Here is a 19,112-nt window from a genome sequence, read left to right as displayed (position 1 = left end):
AGCTTTTTTCACATTTCTGTCATATCGGTCAAAAAGCCCCGAAAACACGAAGGCCGACCTCTAGAGGTCGGCCTTCGTCATGCCTTCTACTTACAAGCTAGGGAACGCGAATTGCGAAGCTTCATGGCTCGCACGTTGCGGCCAGCGCTGAGTGATGGCCTTGCGACGCGTGTAAAAGCGCACACCATCCGGGCCATAGGCATGCAAGTCGCCGAACAGCGAACGCTTCCAGCCGCCGAAGCTGTGGTAGGCAACCGGTACCGGCAGCGGTACGTTAACGCCGACCATGCCGACTTCGATCTCGTCGCAGAACAGACGCGCTGCTTCACCGTCACGGGTAAAGATGCAGGTGCCGTTGCCGTATTCGTGATCGTTGATCAGCTTCATCGCTTCTTCCAGGCTGTTGACCCGAACCACGCACAACACCGGCCCGAAGATCTCTTCCTTATAGATGCGCATCTCAGGGGTGACGTTGTCGAACAGGCAGCCGCCGAGGAAGAAGCCCTCTTCATGACCCGGAATGCTCAAGCCACGACCATCGACCACCAGGGTTGCGCCCGCTGCCACGCCGTCATCGACATAACCGCTGACCTTGTCCCGCGCTTGACCGGTTACCAGTGGGCCCATGTCCAGACCGCACGAAGTGCCGGCACCGATTTTCAGCGCCTTGATCTGAGGGACCAGTTTCGCCACTAGCGCATCCGCCACCTGATCACCGACACACACCGCGACCGAAATCGCCATGCAGCGCTCACCGCAAGAACCATACGCTGCGCCCATCAGCGCGCTGACCGCATTGTCCAGATCCGCATCCGGCATCAGTACCGCATGGTTCTTCGCCCCGCCCAGTGCCTGAACGCGTTTGCCGCGCTTGGTGCCTTCGGCGTAGATGTACTCGGCAATCGGCGTCGAGCCGACGAAGCTCAATGCTTTGACTTCCGGCGCTTCGATCAGCGCGTCCACTGCAGTCTTGTCGCCATGCACCACGCTCAGTACGCCTTTGGGCAGACCGGCCTCGATCAGCAATTGAGCGATCAGCAGCGTCGAGCTTGGGTCACGCTCGGACGGCTTGAGGATGAAGCAGTTACCGCAGACGATCGCCAGCGGGTACATCCACAGTGGCACCATCGCCGGGAAGTTGAACGGCGTGATACCGGCAACCACACCCAGTGGCTGGAAGTCCGACCAGGCGTCGATGTTCGGGCCGACGTTGCGGCTGTACTCGCCCTTGAGAATTTCCGGGGCAGCGCAGGCGAACTCGACGTTCTCGATACCGCGCTTCAGTTCACCGGCAGCGTCTTCGAGGGTCTTGCCGTGTTCTTCGCTGATCAATTGCGAGATGCGCGCTTCGTTCTGCTCCAGCAGTTGCTTGAAACGGAACATCACTTGAGCACGTTTGGCCGGAGGGGTGTTGCGCCATGCCGGGAACGCAGCCTTGGCAGCGTCGATCGCGTGTTGAATGGTTTCGCGGGTGGCCAGCGGCAGCTTGTGGATCGCCTGACCGGTGGACGGGTTGAACACATCAACCGCGCGACCGTTCTCAGTCACCAGTTCGCCATTGATCAAATGCGGGATAACGCTCATCGAAAACTCCTGAATTCTTGTGTACAGACGCCCGCATGGGGCGCCTGTTATTCGCAGGTATATATAGAGGGAAAAATCAGTCGAGCTTGTTCAGCACTTCGCCAACCGCGTCGAACAGACGATCGAGGTCTTGCGGCTTGCTGTTGAAGGTTGGGCCGAACTGCAGGGTGTCACCGCCGAAGCGCACATAGAACCCGGCTTTCCACAGGGCCATGCCGGCTTCGAATGGACGCACGATGGCGTCGCCGTCACGGGCCGCGATCTGGATCGCACCGGCCAGGCCGTAGTTACGGATGTCGATGACGTTTTTCGAACCTTTCAGGCCATGCAGCGCGTTTTCGAAATGCGGCGCGACTTCGGCCACGCTCTGCACCAGGTTTTCCTTTTGCAGCAGATCGAGTGCCGCCAGGCCAGCGGCGCACGCCACCGGGTGGGCCGAGTAGGTGTAGCCGTGGGGGAATTCCACCGCGTATTCCGGAGTCGGCTGATTCATGAAGGTCTGGTAGATCTCGGAGCTGGCAATCACTGCGCCCATCGGAATCGCGCCGTTGGTGACTTGCTTGGCGATGCACATCAGATCCGGGGTCACGCCAAAGCTTTCGGCGCCGAACATCGAACCGGTGCGGCCGAAGCCGGTAATCACTTCGTCGAATACCAGCAGGATGTTGTGCTGATCACAGATCTCGCGCAGACGCTTCAGGTAACCCTGAGGCGGAACCAGCACACCAGCGGAACCGGCCATCGGCTCAACGAAAACCGCCGCGATGTTCGACGCGTCGTGCAGTTCGATCAACTTCAGCAGTTCATCGGCGAGGGCGATACCGCCCTGCTCCGGCATGCCACGGGAGAATGCGTTGCTGGCCAGCAGCGTGTGCGGCAGGTGATCGACGTCCATCATCGCCTGACCGAACAGCTTGCGGTTGCCGTTGACGCCGCCGAGGCTGGTGCCGGCGATGTTCACGCCGTGATAGCCACGGGCACGGCCGATCATTTTGGTCTTGGTCGACTGACCTTTCAGGCGCCAGTAGGCACGGACCATTTTCACCGCGGTGTCGGCGCATTCGGAGCCGGAGTCGGTGAAGAACACGTGGTTCAGGTTGCCCGGAGTCAGGTCAGTGATTTTCTCGGCCAACTGGAACGACAACGGGTGGCCGTACTGGAAGCCTGGCGAGTAATCGAGGGTGCCCAGTTGCTTGGATACCGCTTCCTGGATTTCCTTGCGGGTGTGCCCGGCGCCGCAGGTCCACAGACCGGACAGCGAATCGTAGATCTTGCGGCCCTTGTCATCGAACAGCCAGCTGCCCTCGGCACCGACGATCAGACGCGGATCGCGCTGGAAGTTGCGGTTGGCGGTGTACGGCATCCAGTGCGCGTCCAGCTTCAGTTGGCTGGCCAGTGGCGACGGCGCGTTTTCAGGCATGTTCATCGGGCAAAACCTCGCAGGGCATAAGCATCAGGGAGATAAAAAGCGTTGTTGCAGCTAAATTGCCACGCGGATAAAGTCGGTGAAATCCAACTTTTCTAACCTTCAGTTAGAAGCCTGCTAAACAATGAGAACAACAGCATGAGCAGTCGCCGCCCCGATCCACTGGCCCAGGTCAGTGATTTTGATATTCGCCTGCTGCGGATTTTCCGCAGTGTCGTGGAGTGCGGCGGCTTCTCGGCGGCGGAAACCGTGCTCGGCATCGGGCGCTCGGCGATCAGCCAGCAGATGAGCGATCTCGAACAGCGCCTTGGCCTGCGCTTGTGCCAGCGCGGCCGCGCCGGGTTTTCGCTGACTGAAGAGGGGCGTGAGGTTTACCAATCGGCGCTGCAACTATTGAGTGCGCTGGAAAGTTTCCGCACCGAGGTCAACGGTCTGCACCAGCACCTGCGCGGCGAACTGATCATCGGCCTGACCGACAACCTCGTCACCCTGCCCCACATGCGCATCACCCATGCCCTCGCCCAGCTGAAGGAGCGCGGGCCGGACGTGCAGATCCAGATCCGCATGATCGCGCCCAACGAAGTCGAACAAGGCGTACTCGACGGTCGCCTGCATGTCGGCGTGGTGCCACAGGCCAGCGCACTGTCGGGGCTGGAATATCAGCCGTTGTACAGCGAGCGCTCGCTGCTTTATTGCGCGGTCGGCCACCCGCTGTTCTATGTCGATGACAAGCAACTGGATGACGAACGTCTTAATAGTCAGGATGCGATTGCGCCGACGTTTCGTTTGCCGGCGGAGATTCAGGCGCATTATCAGGCGCTCAATTGCACCGCCAGTGCGTCCGACCGCGAGGGCATGGCGTTTTTGATTCTGACCGGGCGTTATATCGGTTACCTGCCGGATCACTACGCCAGCCTGTGGGTGCAGCAAGGTCGCTTGCGTGCGCTGAAATCGACAACGCGGTTTTATGATTTGAGTCTCGCATCGGTCACGCGCAAGGGACGGCGCCCTCATTTGGTGCTGGAGAGCTTTCTCGAAAGCCTCGCTGCGACGCGTTGAAAGCAAGATCAAAAGATCGCAGCCTTCGGCAGCTCCTACATTTGGCGATCGCAACCCCTGAAAGCTGAGCAATTGGACAGGTTTTTGCAGTGAAGGCTGAACTCGATCCCTGAACAAGAAGCCCTCAGCCATGCAGCCAGATTCTGAAACGTCCAGCGACCTGATCTACGGCCTCGACGATCGTCCCAAACCACCCGCCGCGATCCTCGCTGCTCTGCAACACGTGCTCGCCAGTTTCGTCGGCATCATCACCCCGCCGTTGGTAATCGGCTCGGCCCTCGGCCTGACCGCGCATCTGCCGTACCTGATCAGCATGGCGCTGATGGTTTCCGGGGTCGGCACCTTTATTCAGGCGCGGAGGCCGTTCGGCATCGGCGCCGGGATGATCTGCTTGCAAGGCACCAGTTTTGCCTTTCTCGGCGCGGTGCTGTCGGCCGGGTTTCTGGTCAAGCAGCGTGGCGGCAGCCCGGAAGACATTCTGGCGATGATCTTCGGCGTGTGTTTTTTCGGTGCCGTGGTGCAGATCATTCTCAGCCGTTTCATCGGTCAATTACGCCGGGTCGTTACGCCGCTGGTAACCGGGATTGTTATTACTCTGATCGGCGTCAGTCTGATCAAAGTCGGCATCACCGATCTGGGCGGTGGATTCAATGCGCCGGACTTCGGCGCGCCGGGCAATCTGGCGCTGGGTGTGTTCGTGTTACTGACGATCATCCTGCTCAACCGCTCGAACACGCCGTGGGTGCGGCTGTCGGCAATCATCATCGGATTGCTGCTCGGCAGTCTGGCCGCGTGGTTCAGTGGCAAACTGGTTCCGCAGGCGTTGCCTGACTTGCCCTTGGTCAGTCTTCCCACACCGTTCAAGTTCGGTTTCAGCTTCGACTGGACGGCTTTCCTGCCGGTCGCGCTGATTTATCTGATCAGCACCATCGAAACCGTCGGCGACCTCACGGCCAACTGCATGCTCGCCCGCCAGCCGATCAGCGGCCCCTCTTATATAAGCCGACTGCGCGGCGGCGTGCTCGGTGACGGCGTGAGCTGCATGATCGCCGCCACCTTCAGCGCTTTCCCCAACACCACGTTTGCGCAGAACAACGGCGTGATCCAGTTGACCGGCGTCGCCAGCCGCTATGTCGGGCTGTACATCGGCGCGATCCTGTTTTGTCTCGGCCTGTTCCCCATGATCGGCGCGGTGCTGCAGCAGATCCCGAAACCGGTGCTCGGCGGCGCCACCCTGGTGATGTTCGGCAGCGTGGCGGCAGCCGGGGTGCGGATTCTCGCGCAGTCGCCGCTGGACCGACGCAGCATGCTGATCATTGCCACCTCACTCGGCGTCGGCCTGGGTATTGCCGCGCAACCGAACCTGCTGCACCTGTTGCCGAAACTGGTGCAAAACCTGTTCGATTCGGCGATCACCAGCGGTGGCCTGACCGCGATCTTCCTGTGTCTGTTGCTGCCGGAGGCGAAAACCACCAGCGTCGAATCCGCCGCGCCGCTGAACAAGATCGAACAGGCATAACGGTTTTATTGGATCAGGACTTGTCGGATGCCTGTGGGTGCGTTATCAACGCAACTGGTTGCACCCACAGACAAACCGGAAGTGCCTATGACCTTTGAAGTCCCCGCTCATGGCGGCAAACCCGCCAGCCGCATTCGTCAGAAAAACGAAGAGACCATCCTCAAAGCCGCCGAAGACGAGTTCGCCCGTCACGGTTTCAAAGGCACCAGCATGAACACCATTGCGCAGAATGCCGGGTTGCCCAAGGCGAACCTGCATTACTACTTCACCAACAAGTTGGGGTTGTACGTGGCGGTGCTGAGCAACATCATCGAACTGTGGGACAGCACCTTCAACACCCTGACGGCCGAGGACGATCCGGCCGAAGCGCTGACCCGCTACATTCGCGCCAAGATGGAATTCTCCCGCCGCCAACCGCAAGCCTCGCGGATCTTCGCGATGGAAGTGATCAGTGGCGGCGAATGCCTGACCGAGTATTTCAACCAGGATTACCGCGCCTGGTTCCAGGGCCGCGCGGCCGTGTTCCAGGCGTGGATCGATGCGGGCAAGATGGACCCGGTGGATCCGGTACACCTGATCTTCCTGCTGTGGGGCAGCACCCAGCATTACGCCGACTTCGCCACGCAGATCTGTCGCGTCAGCGGTCGCAGCAAGCTGACCAAGCAGGACATGGAAGACGCCGGCAACAACCTGATCCGCATCATTCTCAAAGGCTGCGGCCTCACCCCGACTATTTAAGACGTTTATGCCTTTCACCCTCAGCGGTTTTTGCGAGTACCGCGAAGAGATTCGCAAGAGCCGCTTCATCACCTTCGCGGCGCCGATCGGCAGCCCCGCCGACGCGCAGGCGTTCTTCGAACAACACAGCGACTTGAACGCCTCGCATAACTGCTGGGCGTGGAAACTCGGTGCGCAATACCGCAGCAACGATGATGGCGAACCCGGCGGCACCGCCGGACGACCGATTCTGGCGGCCATCGAAGCGCAGGATTGCGATCAGGTCGCGGTGCTGGTGATCCGCTGGTATGGCGGCATCCAACTGGGCACCGGCGGTTTGGCCCGGGCCTATGGCGGCGGCGCGAACAAGTGCCTGCAAGCGGCGGCGAAAGTCGAGTTGATCAGCCGTGTGCCGCTCAGTTGCGCCTGCGGCTTTGCCGAATTGGCATTGTTGAAGCTGCGGGTGGCGGATCTGGGTGGGTTAATCGTCGAAGAAAACTTCACCGCCAATGGCGTGGAGTTGCAGTTGGCGCTGGGCGAGGCGCAGATCGAGTTGCTGCAAACGCAGTTGGCGGATTTGAGCCGTGGGCGGATTGTGCTGCAGCGTTAGAAGGGCAAAAGATCGCAGCGTGCCGCAGCTCCTACATTGGGAATGTGTTCTCCCTGTAGGAGCTGCCGAAGGCTGCGATCTTTTAGGGCATCGCCGGATTCCTTTATTCCAATAACTTGCCCACATCTGCTGTGCACCCGACTGTGGATAACCTGAGTACATTCCGCTGTAACCCTTCTGTCACGTGGCTTTGCGGGATTTGTTCACTTTTCGCGCAATTCACATGAAGAAAGTTTAATTACGCGTAAAAACAATCAGTTAGAGCTGTTTATCGCCATTGGGAGATAGCACTCCCGCGCTTATGCCAAGGTTTTCTGATTGCGCACAAATACTGTGGAGCAACCTGTGGATAACCCGTTCATGACTCGCGCAGTCGCAGGTTCTGCATAGCTCCCGACAGTTTGCTCGTTTTTTAACCAAATATCCGCGAGCAAAACTGGAGCCTGATCAACACCTTTGCTCCCAATTGGTGCCGAAGAATTCACCGACTTTCCGCCGAGGCCCTACTCCAGCCGTTCGCACTCAAGGGATGCGAAGGTTCCTGACTCAATGGCCAGGAAATTGCTTTATCCACAGGTACAACTCCAAGCCAGTCGAGCCTGTCATGCCAAGCCCAGATTCAACGCCCCGCCTGCAACTGCGCCAGATCAGCAAACGCTACCCCGGTTGCCTGGCCAATGACGCCATCGACCTGTGCATCGCGCCCGGGGAAATCCACGCGCTGCTCGGTGAGAACGGCGCGGGCAAAAGTACCTTGATGAAGATCATTTACGGCGTGACCCAGGCCGATGCGGGAGAGATGCTCTGGCAGGGGCAGCGCGTAAATATCCGCAACCCGGCGCAGGCCCGACAGTTGGGGATCGGCATGGTGTTCCAGCATTTCTCGCTGTTCGAAACCCTCAGCGTCGCGCAGAACATCGCTCTGGCCATGGGCGCCAAGGCCGGCACGCCGAAACAGCTTGAGCCGAAGATTCGCCAAGTGTCGCGCCGCTACGGCATGGCGCTGGAGCCGGAGCGACTTGTCCACAGCCTGTCGATTGGCGAGCGGCAACGGGTGGAGATCATTCGTTGCCTGATGCAGGACATTCGCCTGCTGATCCTCGACGAGCCGACCTCAGTGCTGACGCCGCAAGAGGCCGACGAACTGTTCATCACCCTGCGCCGCCTCGCCGCCGAGGGCTGCAGCATTCTGTTTATCAGCCACAAGCTCGCTGAAGTGCGCGCCCTGTGCCATAGCGCCACGGTTCTACGCGGCGGGCGCGTCGCCGGGCATTGTGTGCCGGCCGAATGCTCGGATCAGCAGTTGGCGCAGATGATGGTCGGCGCAGCGGCGGCGTTGATCGGCGAGTACCCGAAGGTCAGCGGCGGCGCGGACTTTCTACAGGTCAACGGTTTGCGCTGGCACAACCCCGATCCCTTCGGCTGCTCGTTGAGCGACATCAACCTGCAAGTACGCAGCGGGGAAATCGTCGGTATCGCCGGGGTCGCGGGAAATGGACAGGATGAGTTGCTGGCACTGCTCAGCGGTGAACAAACCCTGCCCCGCGACAGCGCGACAACGATTCGTTTCGCCGGGCAAGCGGTCGCCGATTTGCGCCCGGATGCGCGGCGCCAACTCGGTCTGACATTTGTCCCGGCAGAACGCCTGGGCCACGGCGCGGTGCCGGAATTGAGCCTTGCCGACAACGCCTTGCTCACGGCCTTTCAACAGGGACTGGTGCGCAACGGTTTGATCAAGCGCGGCAACGTCGAAGCCCTCGCACAGCAGATCATTCAGCGTTTCGGGGTGAAAACCCCGGGCACGCACGCTGCCGCACGCAGCCTGTCCGGCGGCAATCTGCAGAAATTCATTCTTGGCCGGGAAATCCTTCAGCAACCGAAACTGCTGATCGCCGCGCACCCGACCTGGGGCGTGGACGTCGGCGCAGCGGCGACCATTCACCGCGCACTGATTGCCCTGCGCGATGCCGGCGCGGCGATCCTGGTGATCTCCGAAGACCTCGACGAACTGTTCCAGATCAGCGACCGCCTCGGCGCCCTGTGCGCGGGGCGTCTGTCGCCGCTGCAGAACACCACCGACACCCTGCTGAGCGATGTCGGCGGCTGGATGGCCGGGCACATCAACCACGCGCATTCATCGGCCACGGCCTGACGGAGTTTTCCCAACATGCTGCTTTCCCTCGAACCCCGTGGCCAGCAATCGCGCCTGATGCTGTGGTGCTCGCCGCTGCTGGCGGCGCTGCTGACCCTCGGCTGCGGCTCGCTGCTGTTCATCGCCCTGGGGCATGACCCGCTGCAAACTTTGCACACGCTGTTGATCGCACCGGTCAGCGATCTGTATGGCGTCTCCGAACTGCTGGTCAAGGCGCTGCCGATTCTGCTCTGCGCACTCGGTCTGGCGGTGGCTTATCAAGCGCGGATCTGGAACATCGGCGCCGAAGGTCAATTGCTCCTCGGCGCACTCGCCGGCAGCGCCTTGGCGGTGAACATTATCGACCTGCAAAGCCGTTGGGCACTGGTGCTGATCCTGCTCACCGGCACTGTCGCCGGCGCCGCTTGGGCCGGGCTGACGGCATGGCTGCGCACGCGCTTCAACGCCAACGAAATCCTCACCAGCATCATGCTCAATTACATTGCGCTGAACCTGTTGCTGTTCTGCGTGCACGGGCCGCTGAAGGATCCGGCCGGCTACAACTTTCCCGAGTCGGCGATGTTCGGCGACGCCAGTCGCCTGCCGCTGCTGATGGAGGATGGCCGGGTGCATGCCGGGGTGTATTTCGCCCTGCTCGCGCTGGTTGCGGTGTGGGTGTTGTTGCAGAAAAGCTTTGTCGGTTTCCAGATCAAGGTGCTCGGTCTGGATAAACGCGCGGCGGGGTTTGTCGGTTTTCGCGAGAAACGTCTGATCTGGCTCGCGCTGTTGATCAGCGGCGGCTTGGCCGGGCTGGCCGGGGTCTGCGAAGTCACCGGGCCGATCGGGCAATTGGTGCCGCAAGTCTCGCCGGGGTACGGCTATGCGGCGATCACCGTAGCGTTTCTCGGCCGGCTGAATCCGATTGGCATTCTGTTCTCGAGCTTGCTGATGGCGCTGCTGTACATCGGCGGCGAGAGCGCGCAGATGACCCTGAATCTGCCGCAAGCGATCACCCAACTATTCCAGGGAATGATGCTGTTTTTCCTGCTGGCCTGCGACGTGCTGATTCTCTATCGGCCACGCCTGAAACTGCGCTGGGCACGGCGCGCGTCGACCACCGCCGTAACCGCCGGAGCGCTGTGATGGATATCGATCTGCTGAGCAATATTTTCTACGCCATGGTGCGCTGCGGCACGCCGCTGTTGTTGGTGGCGCTGGGTGAGTTGATCTGCGAGAAGAGCGGCGTGCTCAACCTCGGGCAGGAAGGGATGATGCTGTTTGGCGCGGTGATCGGTTTTATCGTCGCCCTCAACAGCGGCAACCTGTGGCTCGGCGTGTTGCTGGCGATGCTCGCGGGGATGCTCTTGTCATCGCTGTTTGCCCTGGTGGCGCTGGTGTTCAACGCCAATCAGGTGGCGACCGGTCTGGCGCTGACGATCTTCGGTGTGGGCCTGTCGACCTTTGTCGGCGCGGCGTGGGTCGGCAAGCCGCTGGCCGGATTCGAGCCGTTGGCGATTCCGTACTTGAGCGAAATTCCGCTGATCGGCCGGATGCTGTTTGCCCAGGATTTGCTGGTGTATCTGTCGTTCGCGCTGTTTGCGCTGGTGGCGTGGGTGATCATCAAGAGTCGTGTCGGCTTGATCATTCAGGCCGTTGGCGAGAACCCGGATGCGGCCAGTGCGATGGGCTTGCCGGTGCTGACCGTGCGCACACTGGCGGTACTGTTTGGCGGAGCGATGGCCGGGTTGGCGGGGGCGTATCTGTCGCTGGCGTACACGCCGATGTGGGCCGAAAACATGACCGCCGGGCGCGGCTGGATTGCGCTGGCGCTGGTGGTGTTTGCCAGTTGGCGGGTGTGGCGCTTGTTGCTCGGGGCGTACCTGTTCGGCCTCGCCAGCATCCTGCACCTGGTGGCGCAGGGGTTGGGTCTGGCGATTCCGTCGAGTCTGCTGGCGATGCTGCCGTATGTGGCGACGATTGTGGTGTTGGTGCTGTTGTCGCGGGATGCGGTGCGGACTCGGTTGTATGCGCCGGTTTCGCTAGGGCAGCCTTGGCAGACTGGGCATTAATGGTTGTTTGCAAGGGCCTCTTCGCGAGCAAGCCCGCTCCCACAGGTTCTGCGGCGATCACACATTTCGCGAACGACACTAACCCTGTGGGAGCGGGCTTGCTCGCGAAGGCGTCCGAACGGGCAATACCTGAGCCACGCCCCACGCCAGTTCAAAAACCAGAAAAATCACCAGCAGCGAACTCGCGCCATGGGCCAGGGCATACCCCTGCCAAGCCGCAAACAGCAACCGCGCCACCGCGTCATAGCGCCCATAAAGCGCCTGCGGATCACGAATCCGCAGCACCGCCCACACGCACACCACCGAACCCAACAGATTCGCCATCAGCATATGCGCCGGCGCGAACGCCGGCAGTTCACCGGGCAAATCCAGCGCCTGACTCAGCGCCGTCAACGCCCCATGCAAAGCGGCAAAACTCCACGGCGTGGCAAACGCGGCCGTGACGATCAGGTCATACCAGGCGCTGCCGCGCACCACGTTTCGATACTGGGTCGAAGTCCACATCGTCCTTGCTCCAAAATTTGAGGAGCAACCACGGTAAAGCCTGGAGTATGCTCCAGGGTCAAGACCTCTTTTGAGACCCCGCATGCGCATCGGTGAATTAGCCCAGGCCAGCGCCGTCAGCCGCGATACCTTGCGTTTCTACGAGCAGCGCGGGCTGATCGCGGCGCAACGCAGTGCCAACGGTTACCGCGACTACCCGCCGGAAATGCTGCAACTGGTGCTCTACATCAAAACCGCGCAGCGCCTGGGTTTTACCCTCGGCGAAATCGGCAACAGCGTCGCCGCGTTGTGGAACGCGCCCGACCCGGAAAACGCCGTGGCGCAACTGCTGCGCGACAAACTGCAATTGATCGAAACCCGCATGAGCGAACTCGATGTGTTGCGACGAGAGTTGCAACAACGGCTCGGTCAGGCGTGTCCATTGAATCCATGAACCGTAACTTTCAAGGAATCCCGTCATGTCCCAGGCAAAAAACGCACTGATCATCGGCGCCTCCCGTGGCTTGGGCCTCGGGCTGGTGAAAACCCTGCTGGCCGACGGCTGGCAAGTGACCGCCACCGTGCGCAATCCGCAAAAGGCAGAGGCGCTGCAAGCGCTGGGTAACGTGCGGATCGAGAAACTCGACATGGACGACCAGCAAGCAGTGATCGCCCTGAGCCAACAGCTCAAGGGCGAGACCTTCGACCTGCTGTTCGTCAATGCCGGGGTCAAAGGTCCGGAGGTGCAAACCCCAGGCGGCGCGACACTGGCCGAAGTTGGCCAGCTGTTTTTCACCAACGCCGTGGCGCCGATCAACCTCGCGCAGCGCTTCGTCGGGCAGATCCGCGACGGCAGCGGCGTGCTGGCATTCATGAGTTCCGGCCTGGGCAGCGTCACCGTACCGGACGCACCGGAGCTGGCGCTGTACAAGGCGAGCAAGGCCGCGCTGAATTCGATGACCAACAGTTTCGTCACCCAGTTGGGCGAGCAGAAGCTTACCGTGCTGTCGCTGCATCCGGGCTGGGTGAAGACGGACATGGGCGGCGAAGGGGCTGACCTGGATGTGGAGACCAGCACTCGCGGGCTGATTGATCAGGTGAATGCGTATACCGGCAAGGGCGGCCATCACTTCATCAACTACAAGGGTGAAACCATTCCCTGGTAAGCACCACAGATCTTCCCTGTAGGAGTGAGCCTGCTCGCGATCGCAGTGTGTCCGTCACCGATGATATTGAATGAAAGACCGCTATCGCGAGCAGGCTCACTCCTACAAGGGGATGGTGGTGTCCTGTCGGGTTGGGCTTGCCCGATCCGGCAATTTGTTTGAAACTCCGCACCTCGTCCTTCGCGGCGACCCTGGATCAGCAGACAGGGCAACACTGAGCTGGCAACCCTGAACCCAACTTTCAGAGGAGCCGGCCACAATGCCTGCGACCCGTACCTGGTTAAAAAATCCCCTCGCCATTTTCACGGCCAACGCGCTCGATGCCCGTGGCGGTCTGGTGCTGCAAGACGGCGTGATCGTCGAAGTGCTCGCTGCCGGTCAGCAACCGTCAGCGCCGTGCAATGAAGTGTTCGATGCCCGCGAGCATGTGATCCTGCCGGGCCTGATCAACACCCATCACCATTTCTATCAAACTCTGACTCGCGCCTGGGCGCCGGTGGTCAATCAGCCGTTGTTCCCGTGGCTGAAAACCCTGTACCCGGTGTGGGCGCGGCTGACCCCGGAAAAACTCGCCCTCGCGACGAAAGTGGCTTTGGCTGAATTGCTGCTGTCGGGTTGCACCACCGCCGCCGACCACCATTACCTGTTCCCGGACGGTCTGGAAAACGCCATCGACGTGCAAGTCGACACCGTGCGGGAACTGGGCATGCGCGCCATGCTCACCCGCGGTTCGATGAGCCTCGGCGAGAAGGACGGCGGTCTGCCGCCGCAACAGACGGTGCAGGAAGGTCAGGTGATTCTCGACGACAGTCAGCGCCTGATTCACGAGTACCACGAGCGCGGTGACGGTGCGCAAATCCAGATCGCCCTGGCACCGTGCTCGCCGTTTTCGGTGACCCCGGAAATCATGTCGGCCAGCGCCGAACTGGCGAACAGACTCGACGTGCGCCTGCACACCCATCTGGCCGAAACCCTCGACGAAGAAGATTTCTGCCTGCAGCGCTTCGGCCTGCGCACCGTGGATTATCTGGACAGCGTCGGCTGGCTCGGCCCACGCACCTGGCTGGCTCACGGCATCCACTTCAACCCGGACGAAATCGCTCGCCTCGGCCAGGCCGGCACCGGTATCTGCCATTGCCCGAGTTCGAACATGCGTCTGGCTTCCGGCATCTGCCCGAGCATCGACTTGACCGATGCCGGCGCGTTGTTCGGTCTGGGCGTGGACGGCTCGGCCTCCAACGACGCGTCGAACATGATCCTCGAAGCGCGGCAGGCGTTGTACATCCAGCGTCTGCGTTATGGCGCGGAAAAAATCACCCCGGAGCGCGTGCTCGGCTGGGCGACCAAGGGCTCGGCGAGCCTGTTGGGGCGTACCGACATTGGTGAGCTGGCGGTGGGCAAGCAGGCGGATATGGCGTTGTTCAAGCTGGATGAGCTGCGTTTCTCGGGCAGCCATGATCCGATTTCGGCGCTGCTGTTGTGCGGTGCGGATCGTGCGGATCGGGTGATGATTGGCGGCAAGTGGCGCGTCGTTGATGGCCAGGTTGAAGGGCTGGATCTGAAGGGCCTGATCGCCGATCACAGCCAGGCGGCTCGCCAGTTGATCGCCGGGACCTGATCCCAACACTAAACCCTGTGGGAGCGGGCTTGCTCGCGAAGGCGGTGTGTCATTCAGATTTAGCCTGCCTGACACACCGCCTTCGCGAGCAAGCCCGCTCCCACATTTGGATTTGTGTATGTCCTAAAGGCCGAGCAGGGAGAGCATGATAAACGTCGCAAACAGCACAAAGTGCGTCATGCCCTCGATCGCATTGGTCTCGCCGTCATTCAGGTTGATCGCACTGACAATCAGCGTGATGAAGATCATCACCGTCTGCACCGGGGTCATCGCCATTTGAAACGGCTGACCGGTGTAGAGCGCCATCGCTTCCATCACCGGCACGGTGAGGATCACCGTCGACAGTGACGCGCCCATCGCAATGTTCACCACCGATTGCATGCGGTTGGCCAACGCGGCACGCAACGCCGTCAGAATCTCCGGCGCTGCGGAAATCGCCGCCACCAGAATCGCCGTGATCACTGGCGGTGCGCCCGTGCCTTCCAGGCCCAGATCGAGGGTCTTGGACATCACTTCGGCCAGTGCGCCGATCACCACCACCCCGAACACCAGAATGCCGATCGACCAAGTCAGGCTCAGCGGTTTCGGCTCATCCTCTACCGGTGCTTTCTTGCGGCGCTTGTCCGGGTAGCTGTAGCTGAAAAAGTAACTGTGCGGCCCGACCTGCATGCGCAGGAACAACGCGTAAAGCACCACCATCGCACCAATGGTGAACGCTGAATAAATCTTCCAGTTGGCCGCCGGAATAAACTCCGGCACCACCATCGACACGCCCATCGCGGTGAGGATCATCACGCTGTAGCTGCGCGCCGAATCATCGTTGTACGACTGCTCGCCGTGCTTGAGCCCGCCCATCAGCGCGGCGAGGCCGAGGATGCCGTTGATGTCGAGCATCACCGCCGAATAGATCGTGTCACGCACCAGTGTGGCGGACGCCTCGTTGCTCATCATGATCGCCAGGATCACTACTTCCACCAGCACCGCCGCGAGGGTCAGGATCATCGTGCCGTAGGGGTCGCCGACTTTTTCCGCGAGCAGTTCGGCATGATGGGCAACGCGCATCGAGGCGGCGACGATGAAGGCGATCAGCACCAGGCCAGAAATCAGCGCGACGATCTGCCCGCTGTGCAGCATCCAGTGTTCCAGCGGATAGGCGATGCACGCGGCAATCACCGCCAGCAGCAGAAAGCTTTCTTGCTTGAGGATCGTGAGCATGGCGGGCCTTTTTTGCCGAGAGGTTCGAATGAGCTACTGACTGCGGCGCGGCGCTAACGTTTCGTTACACCTTAGCGCACCAGCCGATGGCAGCTGGTTTCAGCCATGCACTTTTATCGTTCCTGCCGGCCTCTTCGCGAGCAAGCACGCTCCCACATTTGGAATGCATTCCCCTGTGGGAGCGGGCTTGCTCGCGAAGGCCGCGCCTCGGTTTCGGATTGTTTGTTGTCCTGTTGGTCAGCAATTTGCATTGCCCCTGTCCACACACAACAAAATGGAGCTCCAATTCATGCAAATACGTCCGCTGCACAAACTGCTGTGCGCCGCCATCGGTCTGGGGATCAGTCTGAGCGCCAGCGCTGCCGATCCGCTGAAGGTCGGTTTCGTCTACATCGGCCCGATCGGCGACCACGGCTGGACGTATCAGCATGAGCAGGGGCGCAAGGCGCTGGCGGAGAAATTCGGCGCGCAGATCACCACCAATTACGTCGAGAACGTGGCCGAGGGCGCTGACGCCGAGCGGGTGATCCGCAACATGGCCAAGGACAACTACGACCTGATCTTCACCACCTCCTTCGGCTACATGAACCCGACGCTGAAAGTCGCCAAACAGTTCCCCAAGATCACCTTCGAACACGCCACCGGCTACAAGCAGGACAAGAACCTCGGCACCTATCTGGCGCGCACCTACGAGGGTCGTTACGTCGGCGGTTTTCTCGCGGCGAAGATGACCAAGAGCAAGAAGATCGGCTACGTCGCTTCGTTCCCGATTCCGGAAGTGATCCGCGACATCAATGCCATCCAACTGGCGCTGAACAAGTACAACCCTGGCACCGAGATCAAGGTGGTGTGGGTCAACTCGTGGTTCGACCCGGGCAAGGAAGCCGATGCCGCCAACGCACTGATCGATCAGGGTGTGGACGTGGTGTTCCAGCACACCGACAGCCCGGCGCCGATCCAGGCCGCCGAACGGCGTGGCGTGTACGCCGTGGGTTACGCCTCGGACATGGCGCACTTCGGCCCGAAAGCGGTGCTGACCTCGATCGTCAACGACTGGGCGCCGCACTACATTCAAGCCACGCAAAGCGTGATCGACCACAGCTGGAAATCCCAGGATTACTGGGGCGGGTTGAAGGAAGGCACGGTTGAACTGCCGATCAGCGACCTGGTTCCGGCGCCGGTGAAAGCCGAGGCCGAACAGATCATTGCCGACATCAAGAGCGGTGCGCTGCAACCGTTCACCGGGCCGATCAAGGATCAGGCCGGGGTCGAGAAAATCCCGGCCGGAGTGAGCGCGAGCAATGCGGAGCTGGCGTCGATGAACTATTACGTGGAAGGGATGAAGGCCGAGATGCCGAAGTAATCCCGGCCCCACCACCCTTCCCCTGTGGGAGCGGGCTTGCTCGCGAAAGCGGTGTGTCAGGCACCGATGATGCTGAATGACACACCGCTATCGCGAGCAGGCTCACTCCTACAATGGTTCTTCAGCGTTCTTTAGGATTGTGTATGAACAGTCTTCCGATCATCGACATCTCACCGCTTTACACCAACGACCAAAACGCCTGGCCCGCCGTCGCCGCGAAGATCGACCACGCCTGCCGCGAATGGGGCTTTTTCTACATCAAGGGCCACCCGATTTCCGCACAGCGCATCGACTCGCTGCTCGACCACGCCCAGCGTTTTTTTGCGCTACCGGCAGAAGAAAAACTCCGGATCGATATCACCCAGACCCGCCACCATCGCGGCTACGGTGCGATCGCCACCGAACAGCTCGACCCGGACAAACCCAGCGACCTCAAAGAAACCTTCGACATGGGCCTGCACCTGCCGGCGAACCATCCCGACGTGCTCGCCGACAAACCCTTGCGCGGGCCCAATCGTCATCCGCCAATCGCCGGTTGGGAAACGCTAATGGAGCAGCACTACCTCGACATGCAGGCGCTCGCGCAAACCCTGCTGCGGGCGATGACCATCGCGCTGGACATCGAACGCGACTTCTTCGACACCCGCTTCCATCAGCCGGTCAGTGTGCTGCGGATGATCCACTACCCGCCGCGCCACACCGCCAGCAGCGCCGAGCAGCAAGGCGCCGGCGCGCACACCGATTACGGCTGCATCACCCTGCTCTATCAGGACAGCGCTGGCGGCCTGCAGGTCAAGAACGTGCGAGGCGAATGGATCGACGCGCCGCCCATAGACGGCACCTTCGTGGTCAACCTCGGCGACATGATGGCGCGCTGGAGCAACGACCGTTATCGCTCGACGCCGCACCGGGTCATCAGTCCGCTGGGAGTGGATCGCTATTCGATGCCGTTCTTCGCCGAGCCGCACCCGGACACCCGTATCGAATGCCTGCCCGGTTGCCAGGACGCACAGCATCCGGCGAAATATCCGACCACCACCTGCGCCGAATTCCTGCTGTCGCGCTTCGCCGATACCTACGCCTATCGTCGCGAGCCGCAAGCAGTGTGATGGATCGCTTGGTCAGGTTTTGCCAATTGTTTCGGCGCGCATCTGTAGAATGGCCGCCATCTGCACCTGATGAGAAAAGAATATGTACGATTGGCTCAACGCCCTGCCCAAGGCCGAACTACACCTGCATCTGGAAGGCTCGCTGGAGCCTGAGTTGCTGTTCGCCCTGGCCGAACGCAACAAGATCGCCCTGCCGTGGAGCGATGTCGAAACCCTGCGCAAGGCCTACGCCTTCAACAACCTGCAGGAATTCCTCGACCTGTATTACCAGGGCGCCGATGTGCTGCGCACCTCGCAGGACTTCTACGACCTGACCTGGGCCTACCTGCTGCGCTGCAAAGCGCAGAACGTGATTCACACCGAACCGTTCTTCGACCCGCAGACCCACACCGACCGTGGCATCCCGTTCGAAGTGGTGCTCAACGGCATCGCCGCGGCACTCCAGGATGGCGAGCAGCAACTGGGCATCACCAGCGGTTTGATCCTGAGCTTCCTGCGCCACCTGAGCGAAGACGAAGCACAGAAAACCCTCGATCAGGCGCTGCCGTTCCGTGATGCGTTTGTCGCCGTCGGCCTCGACAGTTCCGAGATGGGTCACCCGCCAAGCAAGTTCCAGCGTGTGTTCGACCGCGCCCGTGACGAAGGCTTCCTGACCGTCGCCCATGCCGGTGAAGAAGGCCCGCCGGAGTACATCTGGGAGGCTATCGACCTGCTGAAAATCCAGCGCATCGACCATGGCGTACGCGCCATCGAAGACGAGCGCCTGATGCAGCGGATCATCGACGAGCAGATCCCGCTGACCGTGTGCCCACTGTCGAACACCAAGCTCTGCGTGTTCGATCACATGTCGCAGCACAACATCCTCGACATGCTCGAGCGTGGGGTGAAGGTCACCGTCAACTCGGATGACCCGGCGTACTTCGGCGGCTACGTCACCGAGAACTTCCATGCGCTGCATGAGCACCTGGGCATGACCCAGGATCAGGCCAAGCGCCTGGCGCAGAACAGCCTGGATGCGCGCCTGGTAAAACCATAAGCACTAC

17 protein-coding genes are annotated in these 19,112 nt (G+C 61.0%); 13 read left to right on the top strand and 4 right to left on the bottom strand.

Annotation, left to right across the window (positions count from 1 at the left end):
* Positions 1 to 90: 90 nt before the first annotated feature.
* On the bottom strand, positions 91 to 1,584 hold the full coding sequence (locus AC27VU_RS17155; protein WP_003221397.1) for a CoA-acylating methylmalonate-semialdehyde dehydrogenase: 1,494 nt from the start codon (positions 1,582 to 1,584) through the stop codon (positions 91 to 93).
* A 76-nt stretch (positions 1,585 to 1,660) separates the two neighbouring features.
* The gene (aptA, locus tag AC27VU_RS17150; RefSeq protein ID WP_003221395.1) at positions 1,661 to 3,010 is read right to left on the bottom strand and encodes an omega-aminotransferase AptA; all 1,350 of its coding nucleotides are present in this window, start codon (positions 3,008 to 3,010) and stop codon (positions 1,661 to 1,663) included.
* A gap of 138 nt (positions 3,011 to 3,148) precedes the next feature.
* Between aptA and AC27VU_RS17145 the strand changes: the two genes are divergently transcribed.
* From AC27VU_RS17145 to AC27VU_RS17115, 7 genes are all read left to right on the top strand, one after another.
* Positions 3,149 to 4,069, top strand: coding sequence for a LysR family transcriptional regulator (locus tag AC27VU_RS17145; protein ID WP_007968115.1), 921 nt, complete (start codon positions 3,149 to 3,151; stop codon positions 4,067 to 4,069).
* Between the two features lie 130 nt (positions 4,070 to 4,199).
* A complete protein-coding gene (locus AC27VU_RS17140; protein WP_488724515.1) occupies positions 4,200 to 5,588 on the top strand; it encodes a uracil-xanthine permease family protein in 1,389 nt (462 codons plus the stop codon).
* Positions 5,589 to 5,675: 87 nt separating this feature from the next.
* On the top strand, positions 5,676 to 6,326 hold the full coding sequence (locus AC27VU_RS17135) for a TetR/AcrR family transcriptional regulator (protein WP_103484553.1): 651 nt from the start codon (positions 5,676 to 5,678) through the stop codon (positions 6,324 to 6,326).
* A 7-nt stretch (positions 6,327 to 6,333) separates the two neighbouring features.
* Positions 6,334 to 6,915: an IMPACT family protein gene (locus AC27VU_RS17130; RefSeq protein WP_488724514.1), complete on the top strand. Its 582-nt coding sequence runs from the start codon at positions 6,334 to 6,336 to the stop codon at positions 6,913 to 6,915.
* Between the two features lie 604 nt (positions 6,916 to 7,519).
* Positions 7,520 to 9,067 carry an ABC transporter ATP-binding protein gene (locus tag AC27VU_RS17125; RefSeq protein WP_488724513.1) on the top strand — a complete coding sequence of 516 codons (1,548 nt, stop codon included), beginning with the start codon at positions 7,520 to 7,522 and terminating at the stop codon, positions 9,065 to 9,067.
* Between the two features lie 15 nt (positions 9,068 to 9,082).
* Positions 9,083 to 10,189: an ABC transporter permease gene (locus AC27VU_RS17120; RefSeq protein ID WP_103521878.1), complete on the top strand. Its 1,107-nt coding sequence runs from the start codon at positions 9,083 to 9,085 to the stop codon at positions 10,187 to 10,189.
* Positions 10,189 to 11,115, top strand: a complete 927-nt coding sequence (locus tag AC27VU_RS17115) for an ABC transporter permease (RefSeq protein ID WP_473018740.1) — start codon at positions 10,189 to 10,191, stop codon at positions 11,113 to 11,115. The genes AC27VU_RS17120 and AC27VU_RS17115 overlap by 1 nt, the downstream gene beginning before the upstream one ends.
* Before the next feature lie 78 nt (positions 11,116 to 11,193).
* On the opposite strand, the gene AC27VU_RS17110 is transcribed toward AC27VU_RS17115, so the two are convergent.
* Complete coding sequence (locus AC27VU_RS17110) at positions 11,194 to 11,619, bottom strand: hypothetical protein (protein WP_488724512.1); 426 nt, start codon at positions 11,617 to 11,619, stop codon at positions 11,194 to 11,196.
* 82 nt (positions 11,620 to 11,701) lie between these two features.
* On the opposite strand from AC27VU_RS17110, the gene AC27VU_RS17105 reads away from it, so the two are divergent.
* The 3 genes from AC27VU_RS17105 to AC27VU_RS17095 all read left to right on the top strand — a co-directional run bounded on the left by AC27VU_RS17105 (position 11,702) and on the right by AC27VU_RS17095 (position 14,382).
* On the top strand, positions 11,702 to 12,052 hold the full coding sequence (locus tag AC27VU_RS17105; protein ID WP_103484559.1) for a MerR family transcriptional regulator: 351 nt from the start codon (positions 11,702 to 11,704) through the stop codon (positions 12,050 to 12,052).
* Positions 12,053 to 12,077: 25 nt separating this feature from the next.
* Positions 12,078 to 12,764 carry an SDR family oxidoreductase gene (locus AC27VU_RS17100; RefSeq protein WP_003221379.1) on the top strand — a complete coding sequence of 229 codons (687 nt, stop codon included), beginning with the start codon at positions 12,078 to 12,080 and terminating at the stop codon, positions 12,762 to 12,764.
* A 259-nt stretch (positions 12,765 to 13,023) separates the two neighbouring features.
* Positions 13,024 to 14,382 carry an 8-oxoguanine deaminase gene (locus AC27VU_RS17095; RefSeq protein WP_488724511.1) on the top strand — a complete coding sequence of 453 codons (1,359 nt, stop codon included), beginning with the start codon at positions 13,024 to 13,026 and terminating at the stop codon, positions 14,380 to 14,382.
* Positions 14,383 to 14,505: 123 nt separating this feature from the next.
* On the opposite strand, the gene AC27VU_RS17090 is transcribed toward AC27VU_RS17095, so the two are convergent.
* Positions 14,506 to 15,597 carry a calcium:cation antiporter gene (locus tag AC27VU_RS17090; protein ID WP_401065767.1) on the bottom strand — a complete coding sequence of 364 codons (1,092 nt, stop codon included), beginning with the start codon at positions 15,595 to 15,597 and terminating at the stop codon, positions 14,506 to 14,508.
* 289 nt (positions 15,598 to 15,886) lie between these two features.
* On the opposite strand from AC27VU_RS17090, the gene AC27VU_RS17085 reads away from it, so the two are divergent.
* From AC27VU_RS17085 to AC27VU_RS17075, 3 genes are all read left to right on the top strand, one after another.
* Positions 15,887 to 16,960, top strand: coding sequence for a BMP family ABC transporter substrate-binding protein (locus AC27VU_RS17085; protein WP_488724510.1), 1,074 nt, complete (start codon positions 15,887 to 15,889; stop codon positions 16,958 to 16,960).
* Positions 16,961 to 17,103: 143 nt separating this feature from the next.
* On the top strand, positions 17,104 to 18,069 hold the full coding sequence (locus tag AC27VU_RS17080; protein WP_488724509.1) for a 2-oxoglutarate and iron-dependent oxygenase domain-containing protein: 966 nt from the start codon (positions 17,104 to 17,106) through the stop codon (positions 18,067 to 18,069).
* Between the two features lie 82 nt (positions 18,070 to 18,151).
* On the top strand, positions 18,152 to 19,105 hold the full coding sequence (locus AC27VU_RS17075) for an adenosine deaminase (RefSeq protein WP_488724508.1): 954 nt from the start codon (positions 18,152 to 18,154) through the stop codon (positions 19,103 to 19,105).
* Positions 19,106 to 19,112 lie beyond the last annotated feature (7 nt).

Source organism: Pseudomonas sp. 14P5.3.2, assembly GCF_057799175.1.
Note: the sequence above shows the minus strand (reverse complement) of the source record. Positions and strands in the feature narration are given on the sequence as shown.